Origin of the sequence: Phytopseudomonas punonensis (assembly GCF_900142655.1) — a bacterium.
Classification (GTDB): domain Bacteria; phylum Pseudomonadota; class Gammaproteobacteria; order Pseudomonadales; family Pseudomonadaceae; genus Aquipseudomonas; species Aquipseudomonas punonensis.
This window is the reverse complement of record NZ_FRBQ01000004.1, coordinates 67,277-87,501: the sequence shown is the minus strand read 5'-3', so window position 1 is coordinate 87,501 and position 20,225 is coordinate 67,277. Positions and strand designations below refer to the sequence as shown.

Here is a 20,225-nt window from a genome sequence, read left to right as displayed (position 1 = left end):
AGGTGGCTGAGCCTTGGGCCAAGCGGATCGCAGGCCCGTGTCCGGCTCATGCAGAACGGGTTGTGCAGCGTTGCCGGGCGCTCGTGAAAGCGCCCGGCCTGCGGGTCAGAACACCGAGGCGTAATCGCCCATCTCGACCTGCACGGATTTGATGCGGGTGTAATGGGCCAGGGTGGTCAGGCCGTTCTCGCGACCCACGCCGGATTGCTTGTAACCGCCGACCGGCATCTCGGCCGCCGACTCACCCCAGGTGTTGATCCAGCAGATGCCCGCTTCCAGCTTGTGGATAACCCGGTGCGCACGGTTCAGGTCGCGGGTCACGATGCCGGCGGCCAGGCCGTAGGTGGTGTCGTTGGCGCGGCGGATCACTTCGTCTTCGCTGTCGTAGACAAGGATGCTCATCACCGGGCCGAAGATTTCCTCGCGGGTGATGGTCATGTCGTCCCGGCAGTCGGTGAACACGGTCGGTGCCACATAGGCGCCGTTGGCGTAATCGCCATCGGTGACGCGCTCGCCACCGATCAGCAAACGCGCGCCCTGCTGGCGGCCCTGCTCGATGTAGCCGAGCACGCGCTCCATGTGGGCGAAGCTGACCAGCGGGCCGAAGTTGGTGGTGTCGTCCTGCGGGTTGCCCAGGCGAATGCGTTTGACCCGCTCGACGATCTTGCTCTCGAAGCGTGCCTGCAGCGCGCGGGGCACGAACACCCGGGTGCCATTGGTGCATACCTGCCCGGAGCTGTAGAAGTTGGCCATCATGGCGATGTCCGCGGCGCGATCCAGATCGGCGTCTTCGCAGATGATCAGCGGCGACTTGCCGCCCAGCTCCATGGTCACTTCCTTGAGCGACGAGCTGGAGGCGCTGGCCATGACCTTCTTGCCGGTCACGGTGCCGCCGGTGAAGGAAATCTTCTCGATGCGCGGGTGTTCGGTGAGCCACTGGCCAACTTCACTACCCAGACCGGTCAATACGTTGAACACGCCATCCGGCACGCCGGCTTCGCTGTAGATCTCGGCGAGTTTCAGTGCGGTCAGCGAGGTGACTTCGCTGGGCTTGAAGATCATCGCGTTGCCGGCGGCCAGGGCCGGTGCGGATTTCCACAGGGCGATCTGGATCGGGTAGTTCCAGGCGCCGATGCCGGCGACCACGCCCAGCGGCTCGCGGCGGGTATACACGAAGCTGGTGTCTCGCAGCGGGATCTGCTCGCCCTCGATGGCCGGAATCAGGCCTGCGTAATACTCGAGCACGTCGGCGCCGGTAACGATATCCACATAGCGGGTTTCGCTCAGCGGCTTGCCGGTATCGAGGGTTTCCAGCTCGGCCAGCTCGTCGTTGCGTTCGCGCAGGATATCCACCGCCTTACGCAGGATGCGCGAGCGCTGCATGGCGGTCATCGCCGCCCAAACCTTCTGGCCTTGTTCGGCACTGGCGACGGCGCGCTCGACATCGTCCTGGCTGGCGCGCTGCACGTTGGCAAGCACCTCGCCGTTGGCCGGGTTGATGCTTTGGAAGGTGGCGCCGCTGCTGGCGTTGACGTACTGGCCGCCAATGTAGAGCTGCTGGTCTGCGAATCGGGCCATGGGGCGTCCTCCTGATCGGGGCAAGACGCGCTTCGGGCGCCTTGGCGAATGGATCGACTGAGCGAGATGAAAAGGGATATCAGCCGATTTGGTTGAAAAACAGCCTAGTTTATTTTTATTGATCGATCAATCAATAAAAATCCCGGGGGCGACCAGAAGCGTGCCAGGAGCGCCATGGGGGCTGGGCTTAAGGTGTTTTGCAGGGGACCCTCGGACGAACGATGACTGTGGGAGCGGGCGGGGACGCCTAGTCCATGCCCGCGATTCGCGCGCATGGCCCGCTCCCACAGAGCTGTCAGTTCATAGATAGGTGCGAGGGCGGCCGGATCACTGCGCCTTGGCTAACTGCAAATCGAGGTAGTCGTAGGCGATTTGTGCCGCCTGGCGAGTGTCGAAGTTTTCCCCGCTCAGGGCGCCGCGCAGCCACAGGCCGTCGATCAGCGCGGCCAGGCCACGGGCTGCGGCGCGGGCTTGTGCTTGCGGCAGCGCACGGCGGAACTGGCCGCACAGGTTGGAATACAGGCGCTGGTCGTTGACCCGTTGCAGGCGGCGCAGGGCCGGCTGGTGCATGCTGCTGGCCCAGAACGCCAGCCAGGTTTTCATCGCCGGGCCGCTGACCTGGGTTTCGTCGAAGTTGCCGTCGATGATGGCGCGCAGACGCGCCCGTGGAGTGTCTTCGCGCAACAGTCGGTAACGTGCGTGCACGGCCTCGCGCAACGCCTGCATGAGGTGGCGCATGGTCGCTTCGAGCAGGCCGTTCTTGTCCTGGAAGTAGTGGCTGATGATGCCGTTCGACACGCCGGCGAGGCGCGCGATATAGGCGATGCTGGCATCGCTCATGCCAACCTGGTCGACGGCTTCCAGGGTTGCCGCAATCAGCTGGGAGCGGCGGATCGGTTGCATTCCGACCTTGGGCATCGTGTTCTCCGGCGAGGGGTGTTGCCGGAGTCTAACAGAGCGCGCGGAGTTGTCGGCGCGTTCAGGTTTCTCGGGCGATCAGCCGGTAGCCGACGCCCGCTTCGGTGACGATCAAACGGGGCGCCGCCGGGTCATCGCCGAGCTTCTGACGCAGGTGGGCGATGACGATGCGCAGGTAATGGCTGTGCTCGATATGGGTGGGGCCCCATATGTCGCGCAGCAGCTGTTGCTGGGTAACGACCATGCCGGGGTGACGGGCGAGGGCTTCGAGCACCGCGTATTCCTTGCGGGTCAGGCTAACTTCCTGATCGTTCAGAGTGACGCGGCGAAAGGCGAAGTCGACCCGCAATTGGCCACTTATCAGCGCCGCTGCCGGCTTGTCGCTGACCGGGCGGCTGCGCAGCAGAGCGCGTACGCGGGCGAGAAACTCCTGTACGCCAAACGGTTTGCTCACGTAATCGTTGGCACCATTGTCGAGGGCCTGCACCTTGTCCTTTTCGCCGGCCCGTACCGAAAGCACCAGCACTGGCACGCTCGACCACTCACGCAGGCTGGTCAGCACCTCCTGGCCGTCCAGGTCCGGCAGGCCAAGGTCGAGCACCACCAGATCGGGTTGCTCCAGTGCCGCCACGCGCAGCGCCGCTTCACCACAGTCGGCCTCCAGCACCTGATAGCCGTGGGCCCGTAGGCCGATACGCAGGAATTTTCGGATCGCCGCTTCGTCGTCGACCAGCAGAATGCGTGCATCACTCATGGCGGGCGCCCTCGTCAGGGTGCTGCAAAGGCAGCTTCAGAATTACCGTGGTGCCCTGACCTGGCGTCGACTCGACCCGTGCGGTCCCGCCGTGGGCGTTGAGCATTCCCAGGCAGATCGCCAGGCCCAGGCCGGTGCCCTGGCCGCCGCGGTCACCACGGGCGGCGGTGTAGAAGAGGTCGAAGATCTGCGTCTGTTCGTCGGCGGGAATGCCCGGGCCTTGATCGCTGATGGCGAAGCTGAAGGTCTCGCCGTCGTGGTTCAGACGGATATCGATCACCCCGCCAGGCGGCGAGAAGCGCGCTGCGTTGTCCAGTACGTTGACCAGCGCCTGTTCTATCAACGCACCCTGCACCCACAGCAGCGGCAGATCAGCGGGTACTTGCATACGCACCTGCAGGTGCTGCAGCACCGGTTGCAGGCGTTGCAGGGCGGCAGCAAGCAGGTCGCTGGCGGCTACCCAGTCGCGCTCCAGGTGCAGGCCGCCGTGGCCGAGGCGGGTCATGTCCAGCAGGTTCTGGATATAGCGATCCAAGCGCGAAGCCTCGCTGGCGGTGCTTTGCAGCAGGTCGTCGCGGGTCGCCGTGTCGAGGCTGTCGATGAACAGCTGAAGGGTTTCGATATTGCCGCGCATGGCGGTCAGCGGCGTGCGCAAATCGTGGGATACCGAAGCGAGCAGGGCGCTGCGCAGGCGCTCGGTTTCATGCTGCAAGCGCGTGTGGCCGAGGGTTTCGACCAGCTGCACGCGGGCCAGAGCATGGGCCATCAGCGGCAGCAGCACGTCGATCAGTTGGCGCTGCTCGCCGGCCGGCGGGTCACCCTGGGCGGTGCGCATGCCCAGCAGAGCCAACGGCTGGTCGGCGTCCATCAGCGGCCACCACCACCAGTGCGGATGGGTCAGGCTGTGGCTGTCGTAGCCGCGCGGATGGCGATTCTGCCAGGCGTGCTCGGCGCTGATGCGCTCCAGTTCGCTGAGGGCGAGCCGGCTGCCGTCGGCCTGGTGCCAGTTGCCCTGGGCGTCGCGGCTGAGCAGGCACAAGCGCTCGGCCGGCAGATCCAGCTGGCTGAGCATGGCGGCCAGCAGGTCACGCTGGTCCTGGGCGCTGGACAGCTGCTCAACGAAGCCCAGCAGGCTCTGGGTCTGCCGCTGGGACGCCTGCAGGGCAAGCAATTGCTGGCGCTGGCGAGCGGCGAGGTTGCCGGTCAGCAGGGCGATGAGTAGGAAGAACATGAGGGTCAGTACGTCCTGCTCGCGGTGCACCACTACCGACCAGGTTGGCGGCAAAAAGCAGAAGCCGTAGGCCGCGAACGACAGCAGGGCACACAGCAGGGCCGGGCCGACGCTGCTGCGCACCGCCACCACCAGTACCACGGAGAGGAACACCAGGGAGATGTTCGGCAGATCCAGCCAACGTGAAACTGCCAGTGCCAGGAGGCACCCCAGCCCTGCGGCAAGTGTGGCCAGCAGGTAATCACGCGCTGGTGCGAGCGTCGTTCGGCTAAGTTTGTCGGCTGCGCTGGGCATGCGGATTTCCGGTGCAGGTGATGGGCAGATCATGGCGCCGTGCAAGGTTGGCGTAAAGAAGCGTGACGACGCGTAAAGATTGCGTAAAAGTCAGCGGCGCAAGGCTGATGAGCTGGCGAACTCGGCGTATACCCGAGGCATCGTAACTTCAGGGATATCTCGTAAAGTGAGCACCACCCGCACTTCATCTGTTGCGCTACTGATTGGCGCCGCCGGCATCGTGTATGGCGATATCGGCACCAGCCCGCTGTATGCCCTCAAGGAAATTTTCTCGCCGCATTACGGCGTCGGTCTGTCCCAGGCCAGCGTGCTGGGCATTCTGTCGCTGATCTGCTGGTCGCTGACCCTGGTAGTCACGGTCAAGTACGTGATGTTCATTCTGCGCGCCGACAACGGCGGCGAGGGCGGCATCATGGCGCTCACCGCCCTGGCGCAACGTGCGGCTGCCGATTATCCGCGGCTGCGCACGCTGCTGATCATGCTCGGGCTGTTCGGCGCCGCATTGTTCTATGGTGACAGCATGCTCACGCCGGCGGTGTCGGTGCTCTCCGCCGTGGAAGGCGTCGGCCTGGTGGTCGACGGTATCGATCACTGGGTGGTACCACTGGCGCTGTTGATCCTGATTCCGCTGTTCCTGCTGCAGCGCCACGGCACGGCGCGCATCGGTTACCTGTTCGGGCCAGTGATGGTGATCTGGTTTCTGGTGCTTGGCGCGCTGGGTGTGCATGGCATCGTGCAGCGCCCGGAGGTGCTACTGGCGCTCAATCCCTACTGGGCGTTGCAGTTCTTTATCACCAACCCATTGATCGGCCTGACGGTGATGGGGGCGGTGGTGCTGACCATTACCGGCGCCGAAGCGCTGTATGCCGACCTCGGCCATTTCGGTCGCAAACCCATCGTGCACGCCTGGCTGTTTCTGGCCTTTCCGGGCCTGCTGCTCAACTACTTCGGCCAGGGCGCCCTGCTACTGATCGACCCTGAAACGGTGCGCAACCCGTTCTACCTGCTGGCACCGGGCTGGGCCTTGATCCCGCTGATCGGCCTATCGACGGTAGCCACCATCATCGCTTCCCAGGCGGTGATCACTGGTGCTTTCTCGGTGACTCGCCAGGCGATCCAGCTTGGCTATGTGCCGCGCATGCAGATACTGCACACCTCCAGCGCCGAACAAGGGCAGATCTACATTCCGATGATCAACAGCATGCTGCTGGTTGGCGTCGTGCTGCTGGTGATCGGCTTCCAGTCGTCTAGTGGCCTGGCTGGTGCTTATGGTGTTGCGGTGACAGGGACCATGCTGTGCACCACGCTGCTGGTGTCGGCAGTGATCCTGCTGCTGTGGCGTTGGCCGAAAGTGCTGGCGGTACCGCTGCTGGCGGTGTTCCTGCTGGTCGATGGCATCTTCTTCGCCGCCAACGTGCCGAAGATCATCGGCGGCGGCGCGGTGCCGATGATCGTCGGCATCCTGTTGTTCGGCCTGATGACCACCTGGAAGCGTGGTCGCCAATTGGTACTCGAACGGCTCGACGAGCATTCCCTGGCGCTGCGCGACTTTATCGCCAGCATCGCCCTGCAGCCGCCGCATCGGGTGAGTGGCACGGCGGTATTCCTGACCAGCCGCGTCGATGTGGTGCCCCATGCATTGCTGCATAACCTTTTGCACAACCAAGTGCTGCACGAGCGGGTGATGCTGCTTACTGTGGTCTACGAGGACCGCCCGCGGGTGCCACTGGCCGAGCGTTTCGATCTGGAGACCTACGACCAGGGCTTCTACCGTGTACGCCTGCACTTCGGCTTCATGGAGGCGCCGGACATTCCCCGTGCCCTGGCCCAGCTCGGTGACAAGGGCATCGACTGCCAGCCGATGCAGACCACCTACTTCCTCAGCCGGGAGACGGTGATCCCATCCGAGCGCATCGGCATGGCCATGTGGCGCGAGCGTCTGTTCGCCGTGTTGCAGAAGAATGCCGGTAGCTCGCTGGGCTTCTTCAGGCTGCCGGTGAACCGGGTGATCGAGTTGGGGACGCAGGTGGAGATTTAGACCGGGAAAAGGCGGTAGCAGCCGCTCACTGCGTAGGGACGACAACGCTCTTTTTGTCCACCATTGCGATCGCCGAGCGGTGGACGGGTAAAGCGTCGTCCACCCTACGAATGTCCCTTATAGCCATCACGGTCAGGCATCGCAGCGCCGCCAAACGCTCGCCAGCCAGGGCTGTTGGTCGCGGGGTAGCCCGGTTGGGCGGTAGTAGTGTTCCAGTTCGTCGAAACCGGCGGCGTTGAGCAGGCGGCGCCAGCTTTCCAGGTCATGCCAGGCACCGTAGCGTTCGCCGCTCCAGCCTTCCTGGTTTTCACCGCGCGGGTTGGAGCTGAACAGCACGCCGCCCGGCTTCAGACTGGCGCGCAGTTCCTTGAGCACCCGCGGCAGTTCCTGGCTCGGAATATGGAACAGCACGGCGTTGGCGAAGATGCCGTCGAAGCGCTCGGCCGGTAGATCCAGGGCGAGAAAGTCCTGCTGCCAGACCTCGCAGCCACTGTCGGCGCGGGCCATGGCGACGAACTGCGGGCAGCCGTCGATCCCGATTGGCTGGTGACCAAGGGCGCTGAACGTGCGCAGATCCCGGCCGGGGCCACAGCCGAAGTCGAGAATGCTCAGGGGCGCATTGCCGCGAATATGACGCAGCAGGGCGTCGATGTTCTGGCTGACGTCATGGTCGCGGGTGCCTTCGCGAAAGCCTTCGGCGCTGGCCTGATAATGGGCCAGGGTGCGGCTGGTGATCTGTTGCAATTGGTCGTGGTCGAGGGGCATGACGAGCGCCTGCGCAAAACGTGGGCGCCTATTTAACCGCATCGTGCAGGCTTTGCGCGGGCGGGCTGCGGCGATGCGCGATAACATCGCACCCTGAACAGCATTCGAGGTGACAGGGTGGATCTACAGCAGGGCTTCGTCCTGACCCGGCATTGGCGTGACACGCCGGCCGGCAGCCAGGTGGAATTCTGGCTGTCGACCGACAACGGCCCGCGGCTGGTGCGCCTGCCACCGCAAACCTCGGTGGCCTTCATTCCTGCCGAACAGCGTGCCCGCGCCGAGACCTTGATCGCCGGCGACCAGCAGTTCGAGCTGCGTCCGCTGCAACTGCGCGATTTCAACCAGAGGCCGGTACTCGGTCTCTACTGCTCTCAGCAACGCCCGCTGATCCAGCTGGAGCAGACCCTGCGCCAGGGCGGGGTGGATGTCTACGAGGCGGATATTCGTCCGCCCGAGCGCTACCTGATGGAGCGTTTCATCACCGCGCCGGTGCTGTTCGGCGGCACCGAGGCCGCGGATGGCGTACTGGTCGATGCGCAGCTCAAGCCGGCGCCGGACTATCGCCCGCAGCTCAAACTGGTGTCCCTGGATATCGAGACCACCGAGCGTGGCGAGCTGTATTCCATCGCCCTGGAGGGCTGCGGCCAGCGCCAGGTGTATATGCTCGGGCCGCCGAATCGCGAGGCAGAGGTCGACTTCGACCTCGATTACCTGGACAGCCGCGCCGCGTTGCTGGAGGCGCTGAACGACTGGCTGGAGCGCCATGATCCGGACGCCATTATCGGCTGGAACGTGGTGCAGTTCGACCTGCGCGTTCTGCACGAACATGCCCAGCGCCTGCAGGTGCCGCTGCGCCTCGGGCGTGGCGGCGAGCTGCTGAACTGGCGCGAACACGGCTCCAAGCAGCACTTCTTCGCCAGCGCGCCGGGACGGCTGATCATCGACGGCATCGAGGCACTGCGTTCGGCGACCTGGAGCTTCCAGTCCTTCAGCCTGGAAAGCGTCGCCCAGCAACTGCTCGGCGAGGGCAAGGCGATCGACAATCCCTACCAGCGCATGGACGAGATCAACCGCATGTTCGCCGAGGACAAGCCGGCCCTGGCCCGCTACAACCTCAAGGACTGCGAACTGGTCACGCGCATCTTCGCCAAGACAGAGCTGCTCATCTTCCTGCTCGAGCGCGCCACGGTCACCGGCCTACCGGTGGACCGCAGCGGCGGCTCGGTGGCCGCCTTCAGCCACCTGTACATGCCGCTGATGCACCGCCAGGGCTTCGTCGCGCCCAATCAGGGCGAGCGCCCGCCCGAGGCCAGCCCCGGTGGTTTCGTCATGGATTCGCGGCCGGGGCTGTACGAGTCGGTGCTGGTACTCGACTACAAGAGCCTCTATCCGTCGCTGATCCGCACCTTTCTGATCGACCCGGTGGGGCTGATCGAGGGCCTGCGCCAGCCCGATGACGAGCACTCGATTCCCGGCTTCCGTGGTGCGCGTTTCTCGCGCACCCAGCATTGCCTGCCGGCTATCGTCGAGCGCGTATGGCAGGGGCGCGAGGCGGCCAAGCGCGCCGGCAACGCGCCGCTGTCCCAGGCGTTGAAGATCATCATGAACGCCTTCTACGGGGTGCTCGGTTCCAGTGGCTGTCGCTTCTTCGACACCCGCCTGGCGTCGTCCATCACCCTGCGCGGCCATGAGGTGATGCGTCGTACTCGCGAGCTGATCGAGGCCGAGGGCCACGCGGTGATCTACGGCGACACCGACTCCACCTTCGTGTGGCTGCGCAGCGCCCATGGCGAGGAGGACGCCGAGCGCATCGGCCGTGGCCTGGTGCAGCGCGTGAATGCCTGGTGGCGCGAGTATCTGCAGGCCGAGTTCGGCTTGCAGAGCGCCCTGGAATTGCAGTTCGAGACCCATTTCAGGCGCTTTCTGATGCCGACCATTCGCGGCATGGAGGAGGGCAGCAAGAAGCGCTACGCCGGGCTGATCCGCCGCGGCGATGGCAGCGAGGAAATGGTCTACAAAGGCCTGGAAACGGTGCGCAGCGATTGGTCGCCGCTGGCCCGGCAGTTCCAGCAGGAGCTGTACCTGCGCATCTTCAAGGGCCAGCCTTATCAGGATTACGTACGCGATTATGTGCAGCGCACCCTCGCCGGCGAGTTCGACGAGCGCCTGGTGTATCGCAAACGCCTGCGCAGGCGCCTCGACGATTACCAGCGCAACGTGCCACCCCATGTGCGTGCCGCGCGCCTGGCCGATGCCCATAACGACGAAATGGGCCGCCCGCGCCAGTACCAGAGCGGCGGCTGGATCAGCTACGTGATCAGCGTCGCCGGCCCGGAACCCTTGGAACTGCGCCGCGCGCCCATCGATTACGGTCACTACCTGGGCAAGCAGCTGCAGCCGGTGGCCGATGCCATCCTGCCGTTTGTGGACGATGACTTCAGTGCGCTGGTCGGCGGGCAGCTGGAGCTGTTTTGAGTTTGCACGGCCTTGCGCCTGGCTCTCGTGCCGCGGCTCTGGCATCGTCGAGGCTGCTTTCACCATCCACCGGAGCTCCGATGATCCATCCCCTGCATGCCGAGCTTGGCTGCCTGCAGATCGAACGCGTCGCTGTCGACAGCCAGGCCGCGCATATCCACCTGCGCAACGGCCAGCAGTTTGCCCTCAAGCACGACGGTTATCTGCGCCTCGATCGTCTTGCCGGCGCGCAGCGTGACGACGTTCGGCTGGAGGGCGGCGGTTTCTTCGCCAGTTGGCGGCATCATGACGCGGGGCTGTGCGACAGCATTGACCTGGCCTGGGACGATCTGCAGGACCAGGCCCTGCGACGCCTCGATGCGGCCGGCTGGGACCTAGAGGCGATCAGCCCACGGGATCGCCATCTGGTGGTGCTATGGCGTTTGCAGGCCGATTACTACAACGGCGGCCTGATGCAGTTCTTCGCCAACTGGGGCATGCCGACCTTCGGGCTGGCGCAGCAGGCGCTGACCCTGATCGGCCTGCCGGCTGCCTGCCAGGCACTGCGTGATCTGTATGCGGTGTTTGCGCGTTTGGAGGATGAGCCCGAGGAGATCGAGCTGTGGAGCATCTGCAGCTGGCTCAACGAGGCGGAGAACGCCCGCATCGATGAGTTGGACGATGGCTTCGATGCCTTGATCACCGACCTGCCGATCCGGGCGCTGCATCACTTCCTGATCGTCGAGGCCGAGCGACCGCCGGCCGATTAGCCTGAACCTCACTCGTGCATTGGGCTCCTTACTGGACATTCGTAAGGAGGCGACCCGCCATGGCGCTCAGTGAAAAACACAAGATGCTCACCGGCGAACTCTATCTGGCCAGTGACCCGGAACTGCAGGCCGACAGCGCCGCGACCATGGCCTGGCTGGCGCGCTACAACGCCAAACTGGGGTTGTCCCAGGCCGAGCGCAATCAGGTGCTGGGCGAGCGCCTGGCGGCGGTCGGCAAGGGCGTGGTGGTGCGCTCGCCGTTTCACTGCGACTACGGCTTCAATATCAGCCTGGGCGACGGCGTGTTCATCAACTTCAACTGCGTGATTCTCGACGTGGTGGCGGTGAGCATTGGCGACAAGACGCAGATCGGTCCCGGCGTGCAGATTCTTACCGCTGATCATCCGCGCGATGCGGGCGAACGCGAGTCCGGCCTGGAATTCGGCCGGCCGGTGAGCATCGGCCGTAACGTGTGGATCGGCGCTGGCGCGTTGATTCTGCCGGGGGTAACGGTAGGCGACGATGCGCTGATCGGCGCCGGCAGCGTGGTGACCCGCGACGTGCCGGCTGGCGCCAAGGTGGCCGGAAATCCAGCGCGAGTGCTGGATTGAGCTGATAAATAGGGGGCTCTCCGGCTATAACGCTTGCGATATTTTGGTTATAAATAAATCGTTATTTATTCTTTTTAAACTTTTGTATTCCTCAGCATAGTGAGCGCCACGCAACGACTCACCTGAGGAGCACAGCCATGAGCATCCGCCTGGGCGACATCGCCCCCGACTTCGAGCAGGATTCCAGTGAAGGCCGCATTCGTTTCCACGAGTGGCTGGGCAACCAGTGGGGCGTGCTGTTCTCGCACCCGGCCGACTTCACCCCGGTGTGTACCACCGAGCTGGGCTTCACCGCCAAGCTGAAGGACGAGTTCGCCAAGCGCAACGTCAAGGCCATCGCCCTGTCCGTCGACCCGGTCGATTCGCACATCAAGTGGATCGACGACATCAACGAAACCCAGAACACCGCCGTCAACTTCCCGATTCTGGCCGACGCCGACCGCAAGGTGTCCGAACTCTATGACCTGATTCACCCCAATGCCAACGACACCCTGACGGTGCGTTCGCTGTTCGTCATCGACCCGAACAAGAAGGTGCGCCTGACCATCACCTACCCGGCGAGCACCGGGCGTAACTTCCATGAAATTCTGCGAGTGATCGATTCGCTGCAGCTCACCGACAGCCACAAGGTGGCCACACCGGCCAACTGGCAGGACGGTGACGAGGTGGTGATCGTGCCGTCGCTCAAGGACGAAGACGAGATCAAACAGCGCTTCCCCAAAGGCTATCGCGCCGTGAAGCCCTACCTGCGCCTCACCCCGCAGCCAAACAAGTAAGGACGTCCCATGTTGGTGGTTTTTCTGGGCGGCAGCCCGAGCCTGAAGTCGCGCTCCAATGTATTGCTGGATAAAGCGCGGCAGTGGCTGCAGGCGCGTGGCGTGGAAGTGGTGACCTACCAGGTGCGCGACTTCGAGGCCGAGGACCTGCTGTTCGCCCGCTTCGACAGCCCGCGTATCCAAGGCTTACAGGCCCATGTGGCGGCGGCGGATGGGCTGGTGGTGGCGACGCCGGTGTACAAGGCGTCGTTCTCTGGCGCCCTTAAAACCTTACTCGATGTACTGCCCGAGCGAGCGCTGCACCACAAGGTGGTGTTGCCAGTGGCTACCGGCGGCAGCAACGCGCACATGCTGGCGGTGGATTACGCCCTGAAGCCGGTGCTGTCCGCGCTCAAGGCCCAGGAAGTGCTGCACGGCGTATTCGCCGATGACAGCCAGATTACCTACACCGAGGCTGGTGGCGATCTGTCGCCGGCTCTGGAGCAGCGTCTGGACGACGCCTTGCAACAGCTGACTCAGGCGCTCGATCGCCGCCCCCAGCCCATCGCGCCGGGCCTGTTGAACGAGCGACTGCTAAGCGGGCGCTGGAGCGCCTGAAGTAACCCACACCTACATTCCTGGCAGTTCGCCGCCACCCCACCTTACTAGCCCGTCAACGAGGCAGCAGGTGGCCAAACACTCAATGCAGAGGAGAGCGCCATGCGCACTATCACCCTGCGTCGGAGTCTGGTCGCCTTGTTTGCCGCGGCCATTTCCTTCGGCGCCATTACTCACGCCCAGGCAGCTCCTGATAACAAGAGCGTCTTGCGTATCGGTTATCAGAAGTACGGCACCCTGGTGCTGCTCAAGGCCAACGGCGCGCTGGAAAAACGCCTGGCGGCCAAGGGCATCGACGTCAAATGGACCGAGTTCCCCGGCGGCCCGCAGCTGCTCGAAGGCCTGAACGTTGGCTCGGTGGATTTCGGTACCACCGGCGAGACGCCACCGGTATTCGCCCAGGCCGCCGGTGCGGATCTGCTTTACGTGGCCTTCGAGCCGCCAGCCCCGACCAGCGAAGCCATCCTGGTGCCCAAGGATTCACCGATCAAGTCGGTCGCTGACCTCAAAGGCAAGAAAGTGGTGCTCAACAAGGGCTCCAACGTGCACTACCTGCTGGTGCGCGCACTGGAAGATGCCGGCCTGAAATACAGCGACATCCAGCCGGTGTACCTGCCGCCTGCCGATGCCCGCGCCGCCTTCGAGCGTGGCAGCGTTGATGCCTGGGTTATCTGGGATCCCTTCCAGGCAGCTGCCGAACAGCAACTGCAGGCACGCACCCTGATCGACGGCACAGGCCTGGTGAGCAACCACCAGTTCTACCTGGCGACCCGCCCCTATGCCGAGCAGCACCCGGAAGTGATCGAAGTGCTGGTCGAGGAAATCCGTGCCATCGGCGAGTGGGTCAAGGCCAATAACGATGAAGCCACGGCCCAGGTCGCGCCGATACTCGGCCTGTCCGCGGACATCACCCTCCTGGCGGTGCAGCGGCAAAGCTACGGTGCACAGCCCATCACCCCAGAGGTGGTCGAGGCCCAGCAGAAGATCGCCGACACCTTCACGGCACTCAAGCTGATCCCCAAGAAGCTGAACATCAGTGACGTGATCTGGCATGCGCCGGCCGCCAAAGTCGCCAAGCAATAAATTTTCGCCCCCGCCATTGGGCGGGGGCCTCGCGATTTCCAAGGAGACCACTCCATGAGCCTCAACATCTTCTGGTTCCTGCCGACCCACGGCGATGGCCATTACCTCGGTACCTCGCAAGGGGCCCGCGCCGTTGATCACGGCTACCTGCAGCAGATTGCCCAGGCGGCTGACCGCCTCGGTTTCGGCGGCGTGCTGATTCCCACCGGGCGCTCGTGCGAAGACTCGTGGTTGGTCGCCGCTTCGTTGATTCCGGTGACGCAACGGCTGAAATTCCTCGTCGCCCTGCGCCCAGGGATCATTTCGCCAACCGTGGCCGCACGCCAGGCGGCGACGCTGGATCGGCTGTCCGGCGGTCGTGCGCTGTTCAACCTGGTGACCGGTGGCGATCCGGATGAGCTGGCTGGTGACGGCCTGAATCTGTCCCATGCCGAGCGCTACGAAGCCTCCGTCGAGTTCACCCGCATCTGGCGCCGCGTGCTGGAAGGTGAGGTGGTCGACTATGACGGCAAACACATTCAGGTGAAGGGCGCCAAGCTGCTCTATCCGCCCGTCCAGCAACCGCGGCCGCCGCTGTATTTCGGTGGCTCATCGGAAGCAGCGCAGGATCTCGCTGCCGAGCAGGTCGAGCTGTACCTGACCTGGGGCGAGCCGCCCGCTGCGGTGGCCGAGAAAATCGCCCAAGTGCGCGAGAAGGCCAAGGCTCAGGGCCGCGAAGTGCGCTTTGGTATTCGCTTGCACGTCATCGTGCGGGAAACCGTTGAGGAAGCCTGGAAGGCCGCCGACAAGCTGATTGCCCACGTTGATGACGACACCATCGCCCGTGCCCAGGCATCCCTGGCGCGCTTCGACTCGGTCGGCCAGCAGCGCATGGCCGCCCTGCACGGTGGCAGCAAGGACAACCTGGAAGTCTCGCCAAACCTCTGGGCCGGTGTCGGCCTGGTGCGTGGTGGCGCCGGTACCGCACTGGTCGGCGATGGCCCGACGGTCGCCGAGCGGGTCAAGGAATACGCCGCGCTGGGCATCGATACCTTCATCTTCTCCGGTTATCCACATCTCGAAGAATCCTATCGCGTTGCCGAGTTGCTATTCCCCCATTTGGAGGTGAACCGCCCGGCGTTGCCGGAAGGCGCCAACTACGTGAGCCCGTTCGGTGAAATGGTCGCCAACGACATTCTGCCCAAGGCGGCTTCGGCCAGTTGAACAACGGCCGGGCGCAAGAGCCCGGCCTCGCGATGATCGTCGAGGTACGCGATGAGCAATACGTCTTTAAATAACCTGGCCCAGCGCCTGGCGCCGTGGGCGCTGCCGGTGGCGCTGCTCGTTGCCTGGCAAGGTTCGGTGGCCTTCGGTCTGTTGTCCACACGCATTCTGCCGGCGCCGAGCGCCGTGCTTGAGGCTGGTTGGCAGTTACTTTCCAGCGGTGAAATCTGGACCCATCTGGCAATCAGCGGCTGGCGCGCCGGCGTCGGTTTCGCCATCGGTGGCGGCATCGGCCTGGTGCTGGGCTTCATCACCGGTCTGTCGACCTGGGGTGAGCGGCTGATCGACAGCTCGGTGCAGATGATCCGCAACGTGCCGCACCTAGCACTTATCCCGCTGGTGATCCTGTGGTTCGGCATCGACGAGAGCGCGAAGATCTTTCTGGTCGCCCTCGGCACGCTGTTCCCGATCTACCTGAACACCTACCACGGCATCCGCAACGTCGACCCGGCGCTGGTGGAAATGGCGCGCAGCTATGGCCTGTCCGGCTTTGCACTGTTCCGTCAGGTGATTCTGCCCGGTGCGCTACCGTCGATTCTGGTCGGCGTGCGCTTCGCCCTCGGCCTGATGTGGCTGACCCTGATCGTCGCCGAAACCATCTCCGCCAGCAGTGGCATCGGTTACCTGGCGATGAATGCCCGCGAATTCCTGCAGACCGACGTGGTGGTGCTGGCGATCCTGCTTTACGCCGTGCTCGGCAAGCTGGCCGACGTCGCTGCACGTGGTCTCGAGCGTGCCTGGTTGCGCTGGCACCCGGCTTATCAGGGAGCGGCTGCGAAATGAATGCCCCATTGAACGCTTTGCATGACCTCAAGCGAGGTACACCGCTGACTATTCGCGGTATTCAGAAATCCTTTGGCGAGCGTCAGGTGCTCAAGGATATCGACCTAACGATTCCAGCTGGCCAGTTTGTCGCTGTGGTTGGCCGCAGTGGTTGTGGCAAGAGCACCTTGCTGCGCCTGCTTGCTGGTCTCGATCAGCCGACTGGTGGTGAACTGCTGGCGGGCAATGCGCCGTTGGCGGCGAGCCGCGACGATACCCGGCTGATGTTCCAGGAAGCGCGTCTGCTGCCCTGGAAGCGGGTGATCGACAACGTCGGCCTGGGCCTGACCGGCAATTGGCGGCCCAAGGCTCAGCACGTTCTAGAAGCCGTGGGCCTGGCGGATCGCGCCAACGAGTGGCCGGCGGCGCTGTCCGGTGGCCAGAAGCAACGCGTCGCCCTGGCCCGCGCACTGATCCACGAGCCTCGCCTGCTGTTGCTCGATGAACCCCTCGGTGCTCTCGACGCGCTAACCCGCATCGAGATGCAGCAACTGATCGAAGGCCTGTGGAAAAAGCATGGTTTCACCGTGCTGCTGGTCACCCATGACGTCAGCGAAGCGGTGGCTACGGCGGATCGAGTGATCCTCATCGAAGATGGCGAGATCGGTCTCGACCTTGAGGTGAACCTGCCGCGCCCACGCAATCGCGGCTCTGCCTACCTGGCCGAGCTGGAAGCCGACGTGCTCAACCGCGTGCTGCAAATCCCTGCGCTGCCGGCGCAGCCCGACCCGGTTTCACCCCTACCGACCCAGCTGCGCTGGGCGCTCTAACCCTGACTTGAAGCCCGTTGTGGGCACCTTACGACCCCTGGAGATTTAGCCATGACCATTAAAGCCATCAACGTTCGCAACCAGTTCAAAGGAACCATCAAGGAAATCGTCGAAGGCGATGTGCTGTCGGAAATCGACGTGCAAACCGCTGCTGGCATCGTCACCTCGGTTATCACCACCCGCTCTGTACGCGAGCTGGAACTGGGCGTGGGCAGCGAAGTGATTGCCTTCGTGAAGTCCACCGAAGTGTCGATCGCCAAGCTCTGATCGCGCTGCGTCGTTCACGGGCAGCCTGTGGGAGCGAGTCGTGCCCGCGAAGTCGCGCACATGGCGCGCTCCCACATAGATAGGTTGTGGCCTCACCATCCGCGACCTAGCCTTTGGCTGTTCGCAAGTGGCGGTTAAGCATGGCCACAAGGTTGCTCCAAGCCAAGGCCGGCGCTGGTGATTCAGCATCTGTGGGAGCGGGCCATGCCCGCGAAAAATTGCGGGTATGCTGCGCTCTCACAGATGATCTCTCTTCGATCTAGCTCCATAAGAAAGGCCGGCATATACGCCGGCCTTTCTTATTTCTACTGCTGAAGCGCTAGCGCTCTTCGCGCAGCTTAGCCATCTGCCGTTCGAGCAGTGCCGGGTACGGATCGAGCAGGCGCTCGACGCAACTGGCGCCCTCGGGGCTGGCGATGGCGCGGATGCGCGCACGCTGGCGCAGGGTGGCGTCTTCGCCGACGCGGCGCTCGACCAGCAGCAGGTTGCGGCTGTGCTGCGACAGCGCCAGGGCATCCTGGGCGGTTTCACTGAGCAGCAGGTCGCCCTGACTCATCCCTTGCAGGCCTTCGCCGAGGGTCAGGCCGAGTTGCAGATGCAAAGTGATGCCGCTGTCGGCAACCTCGATCTGCAGGGCATGGCCGAGGGCACGCAGCAGCTCGCCGCAGCAGATGGCGTGGGTCAGGTAGTCGTCCCCGCTGGTGTCGTGATGGAACAGCATCAGGCTGCTGCCATCGTTGAGCGTATGCAGCTCGGCCTTGTAGAGCGTGGCAGCCTTGTCCAGGCAGCCGCGATAGCTTTCCAGCAGCTCCATCAGGCGGCTGCGTGGCAGGCGACGCAGTTGCTCCTGAGCACCGAGCTGAACCGCCAGTACGGCGCTTTTGCTTGGCGCGGCCGGGGCGTGCTTGGCCGGGCTGTCGTCATTGTCGTAAAGGTCGGCGAAGGCATCGTCGTCGTGTTCGTCACGGCGACGGCTTGGCGGATCGTAGTCGTCCTCGCTGTCGAAGCGGGTGTCACGCAGATCACGCATCGCAAAGCTGGGAGCGGGGCGCTCGTCACGCTCATCGCGGTCGTCTTCGTGCTCATCGTCGAGGAAGTCCTCGCCCAGCTCATCGAGGTCGTCGAATTCCGGCTCGGGCTCAGGTTCCGGCTTTTCCGGTGCCAGGCGCGATTGCAGTTGGCGCGCCAGATCACCGATTTCGTCCTGGCGGTTGCCGCCTGGTGCGTAATCATCCGGGTCGCGCAGCCAAACGCGCATCTGCATCAGCGGCGTGGAAATCTGCCGGCCCAAGCGCAAGCTCAGCGACAGGGTCAAGGCCAGCAAAATCAGGCTGAGAATGCCCATGCTCTGCAGGCTGATGGTCATCGGCTGTTCGAACTGCTGCATGTCCAGGCTGATGCGCAGTTGCCCGGCCATTACCTCCTGAAAGGTGATGGGCGTCGAATACAGGCCTTCGGTTTCACCGAGCATGCTCTTGCTCGGCCGGGTGCCGGCTTCGGCGAGGATGCGGTTATCCACGCTATAGATGGCCGCGTGGGCCACCAGCGGGTTCTTCACCAGGTTATTGAGCAGCACGTTGAGGCTGAGGATGTCGTTGGACACCAACAGCTCGGTGGCCGAGGCCGCCGTCTGGGTAATCAGGCTGCTTCCCAGTGCTTCGGCTTGCTGCTGCATGGCCTGCTTGAACTGCATGCCAATCACCCAGGCATAGATCATCAGCGCCATGGCCACCAGCAACAAGCTGTGGCTGACGATGCGCAATACCAGCGGCACACGACGTTGGCGTAGTGCACGGAAGAGCAGGAGGAAGAAGTTGTCGGGCTTTACGGGGGCGGGCCGGTTCACAGAGCTCGGCTCTCGTTGACTGGAAGTGGCGCGCAGTATAGCGAGCGGCCCGCACAGGGCAAAGCGCCGCGCGTACCCGCAGGTGGCTGAAATGGTTAGAATGTGCGTTTTTTCACCGGCCCTGCTGCACATTGCCGTTCGGCAGACCGCCCATTGTCCTGCGAGCCCCGGAGTACGCCTTGCGCGAAATCGTCCTGATCAACATAACCGGTGAAGATCGAGCCGGCCTCACGGCTGCCGTTGTCGGCGTTTTGGCCCAAGCTGGCGTCAGCATTCTCGATATCGACCAGGCCGTGATTCATGGCGTCTCGGCGCTCAGCATTGTGGTGGCAATTGACGATAGCGCGCGTGCTCAGTCGCTGCGCGCAGACGTCTCTTCGGCAGCCGAGCAGCTCGATCAACAAGCGCAGTTCAAGCCGCTCAGCGAAGCTGACTATCGGCGTTGGGTCGAGGCTCAGAAGACCGAGCGCCATATTGTCACGCTGTTGAGCCGTCAGGTTACCGGCGAGCAATTGCAGCGCGTCAGTGCGCTGACCGCCGAGCAGGGCTTGAGCATCGAGCGTATCGAGCGTCTCTCCCTGCCGATTTCGCTGGGCGCGCCGCCAGGTAACGGCTGCCTCGAATTTACGGTACGCGGTGAGCCCTCTGACAGCGCCGCTCTGCGGGCCGAGTTTCTGCGTGTGGCCGGTGAGCTGAATATCGATATCGCCTTTCAGGCCGATTCGCTGCTACGCCGCCATCGCCGTTTGGCGGTGTTCGACATGGACTCGACGCTGATCGAAGCCGAAGTGATCGACGAGTTGGCCAAGGCTGCCGGTGTCGGCGAGAAAGTCTCGGAAATCACCGAGCGAGCCATGCGCGGCGAGCTGGACTTCCGCGCCAGCTTCAAGGAGCGCCTGGCACTGCTCAAGGGGCTGGATGTCAGTGTGTTGGACGAAATCGGCGCTTCGCTGCGCCTGACCGAAGGCGCCGAAAAACTGTTCGCCGAGCTCAAGCGCCTGGGCTACAAGACCGCCATCCTGTCCGGCGGCTTCACCTACTTCGCCAAGCAGCTGCAGGCCAAGCTGGGCATCGACTACGTGTTCGCCAACGAGCTGGCCGTGGTCGATGGCAAGGTTACTGGCGTTGCCGTCGAGCCTATCGTCGACGCCCAGCGCAAGGCCGACCTGCTGCGCGAGCTGGCACAAAAGGAAGGTTTGCAGCTGGAGCAGACCATCGCCGTGGGCGATGGCGCCAACGACCTGCCAATGCTGGCCATTGCCGGTCTTGGTGTGGCGTTCCGCGCCAAACCGCTGGTCAAGCAATCGGCCAAGCAGGCGATCTCGACTCTCGGCTTGGATGGCGTGCTCTATCTGCTGGGTGTGCGCGACGGGCAGCGCTGAGGCTGC

Annotated in this window: 18 protein-coding genes; 12 read left to right on the top strand and 6 right to left on the bottom strand. The window is 63.9% G+C overall.

Annotated elements, in window-relative coordinates; translation table 11 throughout:
* Nucleotides 1-105 precede the first annotated feature (105 nt).
* From betB to BUC40_RS13165, 4 genes are all read right to left on the bottom strand, one after another.
* Nucleotides 106-1,578 (bottom strand): betaine-aldehyde dehydrogenase, encoded by a 1,473-nt coding sequence (gene betB, locus BUC40_RS13180; protein ID WP_073266404.1) that lies wholly within the window; start codon nt 1,576-1,578, stop codon nt 106-108.
* A 327-nt stretch (nt 1,579-1,905) separates the two neighbouring features.
* A complete protein-coding gene (betI, locus tag BUC40_RS13175) occupies nt 1,906-2,496 on the bottom strand; it encodes a transcriptional regulator BetI (protein WP_073266402.1) in 591 nt (196 codons plus the stop codon).
* A gap of 61 nt (nt 2,497-2,557) precedes the next feature.
* Nucleotides 2,558-3,250, bottom strand: coding sequence for a response regulator (locus BUC40_RS13170; RefSeq protein WP_073266400.1), 693 nt, complete (start codon nt 3,248-3,250; stop codon nt 2,558-2,560).
* Nucleotides 3,243-4,775 carry a sensor histidine kinase gene (locus BUC40_RS13165; protein WP_073266398.1) on the bottom strand — a complete coding sequence of 511 codons (1,533 nt, stop codon included), beginning with the start codon at nt 4,773-4,775 and terminating at the stop codon, nt 3,243-3,245. The genes BUC40_RS13170 and BUC40_RS13165 overlap by 8 nt, the downstream gene beginning before the upstream one ends.
* A 166-nt stretch (nt 4,776-4,941) precedes the next feature.
* Between BUC40_RS13165 and BUC40_RS13160 the strand changes: the two genes are divergently transcribed.
* A complete protein-coding gene (locus BUC40_RS13160) occupies nt 4,942-6,813 on the top strand; it encodes a potassium transporter Kup (RefSeq protein WP_083593521.1) in 1,872 nt (623 codons plus the stop codon).
* Between the two features lie 132 nt (nt 6,814-6,945).
* Here BUC40_RS13160 and BUC40_RS13155 read toward each other — a convergent pair whose 3' ends face one another.
* The gene (locus tag BUC40_RS13155) at nt 6,946-7,578 is read right to left on the bottom strand and encodes a class I SAM-dependent methyltransferase (protein ID WP_073266396.1); all 633 of its coding nucleotides are present in this window, start codon (nt 7,576-7,578) and stop codon (nt 6,946-6,948) included.
* 117 nt (nt 7,579-7,695) lie between these two features.
* Between BUC40_RS13155 and BUC40_RS13150 the strand changes: the two genes are divergently transcribed.
* The 10 genes from BUC40_RS13150 to BUC40_RS13105 all read left to right on the top strand — a co-directional run bounded on the left by BUC40_RS13150 (nt 7,696) and on the right by BUC40_RS13105 (nt 16,991).
* Nucleotides 7,696-10,053: a DNA polymerase II gene (locus tag BUC40_RS13150; RefSeq protein WP_073266394.1), complete on the top strand. Its 2,358-nt coding sequence runs from the start codon at nt 7,696-7,698 to the stop codon at nt 10,051-10,053.
* Nucleotides 10,054-10,133: 80 nt separating this feature from the next.
* Nucleotides 10,134-10,802 carry a DMP19 family protein gene (locus BUC40_RS13145; RefSeq protein ID WP_073266392.1) on the top strand — a complete coding sequence of 223 codons (669 nt, stop codon included), beginning with the start codon at nt 10,134-10,136 and terminating at the stop codon, nt 10,800-10,802.
* A 59-nt stretch (nt 10,803-10,861) separates the two neighbouring features.
* Nucleotides 10,862-11,413: a sugar O-acetyltransferase gene (locus tag BUC40_RS13140; protein WP_073266390.1), complete on the top strand. Its 552-nt coding sequence runs from the start codon at nt 10,862-10,864 to the stop codon at nt 11,411-11,413.
* 137 nt (nt 11,414-11,550) lie between these two features.
* Nucleotides 11,551-12,189 carry a peroxiredoxin gene (locus tag BUC40_RS13135; RefSeq protein WP_073266388.1) on the top strand — a complete coding sequence of 213 codons (639 nt, stop codon included), beginning with the start codon at nt 11,551-11,553 and terminating at the stop codon, nt 12,187-12,189.
* A gap of 9 nt (nt 12,190-12,198) precedes the next feature.
* A complete protein-coding gene (gene ssuE, locus BUC40_RS13130; protein WP_073266386.1) occupies nt 12,199-12,786 on the top strand; it encodes an NADPH-dependent FMN reductase in 588 nt (195 codons plus the stop codon).
* Nucleotides 12,787-12,888: 102 nt separating this feature from the next.
* Nucleotides 12,889-13,869 (top strand): sulfonate ABC transporter substrate-binding protein, encoded by a 981-nt coding sequence (locus BUC40_RS13125; protein WP_073266384.1) that lies wholly within the window; start codon nt 12,889-12,891, stop codon nt 13,867-13,869.
* Nucleotides 13,870-13,923: 54 nt separating this feature from the next.
* Nucleotides 13,924-15,072 (top strand): FMNH2-dependent alkanesulfonate monooxygenase, encoded by a 1,149-nt coding sequence (gene ssuD / locus BUC40_RS13120; RefSeq protein WP_073266382.1) that lies wholly within the window; start codon nt 13,924-13,926, stop codon nt 15,070-15,072.
* Between the two features lie 51 nt (nt 15,073-15,123).
* Nucleotides 15,124-15,915 carry an aliphatic sulfonate ABC transporter permease SsuC gene (gene ssuC / locus BUC40_RS13115; protein ID WP_073266380.1) on the top strand — a complete coding sequence of 264 codons (792 nt, stop codon included), beginning with the start codon at nt 15,124-15,126 and terminating at the stop codon, nt 15,913-15,915.
* Nucleotides 15,912-16,724 carry an aliphatic sulfonates ABC transporter ATP-binding protein gene (gene ssuB, locus BUC40_RS13110; protein ID WP_073266378.1) on the top strand — a complete coding sequence of 271 codons (813 nt, stop codon included), beginning with the start codon at nt 15,912-15,914 and terminating at the stop codon, nt 16,722-16,724. The genes ssuC and ssuB overlap by 4 nt, the downstream gene beginning before the upstream one ends.
* Nucleotides 16,725-16,775: 51 nt before the next feature.
* Entirely contained in the window at nt 16,776-16,991 is a 216-nt protein-coding gene (locus BUC40_RS13105) for a TOBE domain-containing protein (protein WP_013793202.1), read from the top strand.
* A gap of 319 nt (nt 16,992-17,310) precedes the next feature.
* Here BUC40_RS13105 and BUC40_RS13100 read toward each other — a convergent pair whose 3' ends face one another.
* Nucleotides 17,311-18,837: an AhpA/YtjB family protein gene (locus tag BUC40_RS13100; RefSeq protein WP_073266376.1), complete on the bottom strand. Its 1,527-nt coding sequence runs from the start codon at nt 18,835-18,837 to the stop codon at nt 17,311-17,313.
* A gap of 179 nt (nt 18,838-19,016) precedes the next feature.
* On the opposite strand from BUC40_RS13100, the gene serB reads away from it, so the two are divergent.
* Nucleotides 19,017-20,219, top strand: a complete 1,203-nt coding sequence (serB, locus tag BUC40_RS13095) for a phosphoserine phosphatase SerB (RefSeq protein ID WP_073266374.1) — start codon at nt 19,017-19,019, stop codon at nt 20,217-20,219.
* The last annotated feature ends 6 nt before the right edge of the window (nt 20,220-20,225 follow it).